The sequence below is a fragment of the Jiangella rhizosphaerae genome (genome assembly GCF_003579925.1).
GTDB lineage: Bacteria > Actinomycetota > Actinomycetes > Jiangellales > Jiangellaceae > Jiangella > Jiangella rhizosphaerae.
The window spans coordinates 1-5,496 of sequence record NZ_QUAL01000337.1 but is presented as its reverse complement, the minus strand read 5'-3'; the positions used below and the strand labels follow the sequence as shown (position 1 = coordinate 5,496).

Genomic DNA, 5,496 nt, shown 5'->3' with positions numbered 1-5,496 from the left:
GCCGGCGGGCGGCGGGCGGGCTCGCCGTTGCCTGCGTGGCAGCGGCCGTCGCGGCCGGGGCGACCTGGCTGCCCGGTCCGGCCCAGGTAGCGGCCCCGGCGGCCTCCTCGACGGCGACGCAGCCACCGGAGACGGTCGAGGAGGAGCTGACCCCGGAGGCGCAGGCGACGCTGGAACGGCTGGCCCCGGCGATGAGGATCCTCACCGAGCAGCAGCGGCCCGAGGACGAGCTGCCTCCAGGGGTGTCGGAGCACAGCAGGCAGAAGGACCCGCACACGCGGTACGCCGGGTCCACGAGCCGGTATCTCGGCCAGTTCGAGGACATGAGCTTCTGGGTCGTCATCAGCCAGGACGGCTTGCTCTGTGCGCTGGAGTCGGACGCCGACGGGATCGTCGGCGCCGTCTGTGACGAGCTGTATGCCGGCTACACCGTCGACCGGCACATGTTCGGCGGTTCGACCGGGCCGGGCGTGGGGCGGGAGTGGATGGCCTGGCTGGTCCCCGACGACTACGTCCTGACCCCCGAGGAGACCGCGGCCTGGACGTTCCCATCGCCGAACCTGGCTGTGACCTACGTGGACGAGATTCCGACGTCCGACCCGCGGTGGGCGGAGCCGTCGCCTTAAGGAACTCCAGGAGTGGGCCGACGCCGCCGGCAGCGGTGACGAACCAGGGGCCCGCCGCCGGGTACCGGCAGGCGGCCCCCTCGTCGGTACTACAGGCCGCCGGCAGCCATCACCGCCCGCTTGGTGAGCACGGACGCCAGGTGCGTGCGGTACTCCGCAGACGCGACGCCGTCGGTGAGCGGCGAGGCGCCGTCCGCCGCCCGCGCGGCGGCGGTCGCCACCGCATCCGCCGTGGCCGGGGCACCCGCCAGGGCCTCCTCGACGCCGTGGGCACGGACCGGCGTGACGCCCATGTTCGTCAACGCCACCCGGGCCTCGGCGATGCTGCCGTTGGACCGGCGCACCGCCGCCGCGACGCCGACCACCGACCACGACTGCGCCATCTGGTGGAACTTCTCGTAGTGGGTGGTCCAGCCGGTCAGCTTCGGCACCCGCACCGACACCAGCACGTCGCCGGGGCCGAGCGCCGTCGTGAAGTAGTCGACGAAGAACTCGCTCGCCCGCACGTCGCGCATGCCGCCCGGCCCGGCCACCGACATCACCGCGTCCAGCGCGAGCGCCACGCCGGGCAGGTCGCCGGCCGGGTCAGCGTGCGCGAGCGATCCGCCGAACGTGCCCAGGTGCCGGATCTGCCGGTCGCCGACGGTCTCGGCGGCCTGCGCGATCAGCGGCGCGTGCTCGCGGACCAGCGGGTGCTTCACGACCTCGTCGTGGGTGGTCATGGCGCCGATGATGAGGGCGTCGCCGTCGTCGCGCACGCCGCGCAGTTCCGCGACGCCGCCGAGGTCGACCAGCATCGTCGGCGCGGCCAGCCGCAGCCGCAGCATCGGCAGCAGGCTCTGCCCGCCGGCCAGCACCTTGCCGTCCTCGCCGGCACCGGCCAGCGCGGCGACGGCGTCCTCGACCGTGGCCACCCGGGTGTAGTCGAACGGCGCGGGGATCATCGCAGCTCACCTCCGTTCGCGGCGCGGGCCGCCTGAATGGTCGACCACACTCGTTCCGGCGTGCACGGCATCCGCACGTCGGCGACGCCGAGCGGCCGCAGCGCGTCGACCACGGCGTTGACCACCGCCGGCGTCGAGGCGATGGTGCCGGCCTCGCCGACGCCCTTGGCGCCGAGCGGGTGCCCGGGCGCCGGGGTCTCGGTGCGGTCGGTGACGAGGTCGGGCAGGTCGGCCGCGCTGGGGATCGTGTACTCGACGAACGTGCCGGTCATGAGGTTGCCGTCCTCGTCGTAGCGGGCCTCCTCGAACAGCGCCTGCGCGATGCCCTGGGCGACGCCGCCGTGCACCTGGCCGTCGACGATCAGCGGGTTGATCACCCGGCCGACGTCGTCGACCGCGACGTAGGAGCGGATCTTCACCATCCCGGTCTCGGTGTCGACCTCGACGGCGCACAGGTGCGTGCCGTGCGGGTAGGAGAAGTTCTCCGGGTCGTACGTGGCGTCGGCGTCCAGCGTGGACTCGACGCCGTCGGGCAGGTCGTGCGACTGGAACACCGCGAACGCGCAGTCGGCCAGCGTCTTCGTCGCCGCGCCCGGCGCGCCCTTCACCCGGAACGCCCCATCGGTGAACTCCAGGTCGGCGGGGTCGGCCTCGAGCAGGTGCGCCGCGACGGGCATGGCCTTCTCGACGACCCGCCGGCAGGCGTTGACCAGCGCGATGCCGCCGACCGCCAGCGAGCGGGACCCGTAGGTGTCCAGTCCCTTGTGCGACGCGCGGGTGTCGCCGTGCAGCACCTCGACGTCCTCGAACGCGACGCCGAGCTGGTCGGCGACGATCTGGCTCCACGCCGTCTCGTGGCCCTGGCCGTGTGGCGACGTGCCGGTGACGACCTCGACCTTGCCGGTGGGCAGCATCCGCACGGACGCCGACTCCCACCCGCCCGCCGCGTAGCGCAGCTGCCCGAGCACCCGCGACGGCGCCAGCCCGCACATCTCGGTGTACGTCGACACGCCGATGCCCAGCTGGACGGTGTCGCCGGCCGCCCGTCGCGCCGCCTGCTCCTGACGCAGCGCGTCGTACCCGAACAGCTCCGTCGCGCGGTCGGTGGCCTTCGCGTAGTCGCCGGAGTCGTAGGTGAGGCCGGCCGCCGTCGTGAACGGGAACTCGTCGCGCTCGATCCAGTTGCGCCGGCGCAGTTCCAGCGGGTCCAGGCCCAGCTCGACGGCGAGCTCGTCCATGATCCGTTCCAGCGCGAACGTCGCCTCCGGCCGGCCGGCGCCGCGGTAGGCGTCGGTCTTCGTCGTGTTCGTGAAGACGCCGGTGCACTCGAAGCGGTAGGCCGGGAACTTGTAGATGCCGCCGAACATGAACGCGCCGAGGATCGGGATGCCCGGCGTGATGATGCCGAGGTAGGCGCCCATGTTGGCCAGCAGCCGGGCGGACATGCCGGTGACCGTGCCGTCGCGGCGGGCGGTGACGGTGATGTCCTGGATCTGGTCGCGTCCGTGGTGGGCCGAGAGCATGGCCTCCGACCGCGACTCGGTGAACTTCACCGGCTTGTTCAGCCGCCGGGCCGCCGCGAACGCGATGAACTCCTCAGGCGTGACCTCCAGCTTGCCGCCGAAGCCGCCGCCGACGTCGGGCGCGATGACCCGGATCTTGTGCTCCGGCACGCCCGTGCCCAGCGACAGCAGGACCCGCAGGATGTGCGGCACCTGCGTGGACGACCACATCGTGATCTGATCGCCGGTGGGGTCGACGACGGTGCTGCGCGGCTCCATGAACGCGGGGACCAGCCGCTGCTGGATGAACCGCCGGCTGACGACGACCTCCGCCTCCGCCTCCATCCGCGCGACGTCGGCGCCGGTGCCGGCCTGCGCGGAGTCGAGGATCCACGTGTAGCACCGGTTCGTGCCCGCGGCATCGTGCACCAGCGGAGCGCCGTCGGCCAGCGCCTCCTCCATGTCGAGCACGACCGGCAGCGGCTCGTAGTCGACCTCGATCAGCTCCAGCGCGTCGAGGGCGCTCGCGCGGTCGCGGGCGGCGACGACGGCGACCGGCTCGCCCGCGTGGCGGACCTCGTCCAGCGCCAGCGGGGGATAGGCCGGCAGCACGGTGTCCTCGGTGACCGGCCAGACGCACGGCATGCTGCCCTGCAGGTCGGCGACGTCGCGGCCGGTGAACACGTCGACGACGCCGGGCGCGCCGCGAGCCGCCGTCACGTCGATGCCGGTGATGCGGGCGTGCGCCATGGGGCTGCGGACGATGGCGAGGTGCAGCATGCCCGGCAGCGACAGGTTGTCGGTCCAGGCGGTCCGGCCGGTGATCAGCCGGGCGTCCTCCTTGCGGCGGCGGTCGCGGCCGACCTCGCCGCCGGGGCGCTGCTCGGTGACCGTCACGTCGTCACCCCCTGGCGGGAGCCGGCCTCGGCCGCCTCGGCGCTCTCCGGCGTCGACGGCACGCTGGTGCGCATCGACTCCGCGGCCGCGCGGACCGCCCGGACGATGTTCTGGTAGCCGGTGCACCGGCACAGGTTGCCCTCGAGCCCCTCGCGGATCTCCGCATCGGTGGGCTCGGAGTTCTCGGTGAGCAGGTCGACCGCGGCCATGATCATGCCGGGCGTGCAGAACCCGCACTGCAGGCCGTGCTGCTCGTGGAAGGCCGCCTGGACGGGGTGCAGCTCGCCGCCGTCGCCGGCCAGGCCCTCGATGGTCGTGACGTCGGCGCCGTCGGCCTGCACGGCCAGGATGGAGCAGGCCTTGACGCTGCGGCCGGACAGCAGCACGGTGCAGGCGCCGCAGTTGCTGGTGTCGCAGCCGACGACGGTGCCGACTTTGCCGAGGCGATCGCGGAGGTGCTGGACGAGCAAGGTGCGTGGCTCGACGTCGTCGTCGTACCTGACGCCGTCCACGGTCATGCTGATTCTGGTCATGGGACTCCCGCCTACGCCAGGGACCGGCGCAGCCTCGACCGGCCCGACCGAGAGCGCAACGGGAGCAACCGCGGCGCGCTGTCACCTCCTCGGGGCCGTGATCTGGAGCCGCCGGCGTCCGGATCCCGATGCGCGCTTGCTGGTTCCAGCAAAGTCGCCGAAAGCTGACACCGCAAGGGTTTCCGGAGAACCCGTGTGACCGAGCCCACATGTGACGCCGTTCACGGCGCTCTGGCGATCAAGCGCGGGCGCTGGGCAGGCTGGAGGGTGCGACTCGCGGCGAGGACGGCGCGAACCCCGTCCACGCCAGGAGTGCGCACGATGCTCTTCGACTGCCCCGAATGCGGGCTGCCGGCCACGGTCACGCCGCGCGGCACGCTGTCCAGCACCGCCGGCCCGGTCGAGCACGTCGCCGTCCACTGCGCCGCCGACCACCGCTTCCTCGGCCCGGCCGACACCCTGCGCGTCCTGGTGCCGCGGCACTGACGCCGGCCCGGCCCGCTCCGGGACAATCGAGGGATGAGCGACGCCTACACCGCCGCCGAGGCGCGCGCCGTGCTCGAGCGGCTGCGTCCCGTCCTGACCGGCCTGATCGAGGTCCGCGCCGACCTCGCCGAGCTCGGCGCCGCGGTCCAGGGCGGCGCGCCGACCCCGCTCGGCGGGTTGCCGGAGCTGAAGGCGGCCCAGGCCCGCCTCGACGAGCTGCTGTCGGCCGTCGTGGCCGCCGGCCCCGAGGTGAAGGGCATCGCGCCGCTGCTGCTCGACTTCCCCTCGGTGCTCGACGGCGAGCCGGTGCTGCTGTGCTGGCTCGAGGGCGACGCCGACCTCTCCTGGTACCACCGCGCCGACCTCGGCTTCGCCGGCCGCCGCCCGCTGCCGCCTGGGTGGTGATCCCGAGGTCGCCTTCGTGGCCGTCCCCCTGCTGCCCGATTGTCTTGGCCGCGCACGCGCGCCTCAAGCGGACTATGGAGGCGCTTCGCGCCGGCGATGACCG

The 5,496-nt window shown here is 73.4% G+C and carries 5 protein-coding genes and 1 pseudogene; 3 read left to right on the top strand and 3 right to left on the bottom strand.

The window, feature by feature from the left end; genetic code table 11:
- Positions 1–626 (top strand): annotated as a pseudogene (locus tag DY240_RS24400) (hypothetical protein); the annotation flags it as partial.
- Between the two features lie 89 nt (positions 627–715).
- Here DY240_RS24400 and DY240_RS24395 read toward each other — a convergent pair.
- Genes DY240_RS24395 through DY240_RS24385 form a run of 3 tightly spaced genes read right to left on the bottom strand, consistent with a single transcriptional unit; the run spans position 716 to position 4,502 of the window.
- Complete coding sequence (locus DY240_RS24395; protein WP_119662316.1) at positions 716–1,570, bottom strand: FAD binding domain-containing protein; 855 nt, start codon at positions 1,568–1,570, stop codon at positions 716–718.
- Entirely contained in the window at positions 1,567–3,969 is a 2,403-nt protein-coding gene (locus DY240_RS24390; RefSeq protein WP_119662315.1) for a xanthine dehydrogenase family protein molybdopterin-binding subunit, read from the bottom strand. Before DY240_RS24390 ends, DY240_RS24395 begins: the two co-directional genes overlap by 4 nt.
- Positions 3,966–4,502 carry a (2Fe-2S)-binding protein gene (locus DY240_RS24385; protein WP_119662314.1) on the bottom strand — a complete coding sequence of 179 codons (537 nt, stop codon included), beginning with the start codon at positions 4,500–4,502 and terminating at the stop codon, positions 3,966–3,968. Before DY240_RS24385 ends, DY240_RS24390 begins: the two co-directional genes overlap by 4 nt.
- Before the next feature lie 321 nt (positions 4,503–4,823).
- On the opposite strand from DY240_RS24385, the gene DY240_RS32460 reads away from it, so the two are divergent.
- Together DY240_RS32460 and DY240_RS24380 are read left to right on the top strand one after the other, a co-directional pair.
- On the top strand, positions 4,824–4,988 hold the full coding sequence (locus DY240_RS32460; RefSeq protein ID WP_158602984.1) for a hypothetical protein: 165 nt from the start codon (positions 4,824–4,826) through the stop codon (positions 4,986–4,988).
- A 33-nt stretch (positions 4,989–5,021) separates the two neighbouring features.
- Positions 5,022–5,393, top strand: coding sequence for a DUF2203 domain-containing protein (locus DY240_RS24380; protein WP_119662313.1), 372 nt, complete (start codon positions 5,022–5,024; stop codon positions 5,391–5,393).
- Positions 5,394–5,496 lie beyond the last annotated feature (103 nt).

What these genes read in the sequence shown, in the direction of transcription:
- DY240_RS24395 (WP_119662316.1), bottom strand. Translation starts at nt 1,570, where the DNA reads ATGATCCCCGCGCCGTTCGACTACACCCGGGTGGCCACGGTCGAGGAC.
- DY240_RS32460 (WP_158602984.1), top strand. Translation starts at nt 4,824, where the DNA reads ATGCTCTTCGACTGCCCCGAATGCGGGCTGCCGGCCACGGTCACGCCG.
- DY240_RS24380 (WP_119662313.1), top strand. Translation starts at nt 5,022, where the DNA reads ATGAGCGACGCCTACACCGCCGCCGAGGCGCGCGCCGTGCTCGAGCGG.
- DY240_RS24385 (WP_119662314.1), bottom strand. Translation starts at nt 4,502, where the DNA reads ATGACCAGAATCAGCATGACCGTGGACGGCGTCAGGTACGACGACGAC.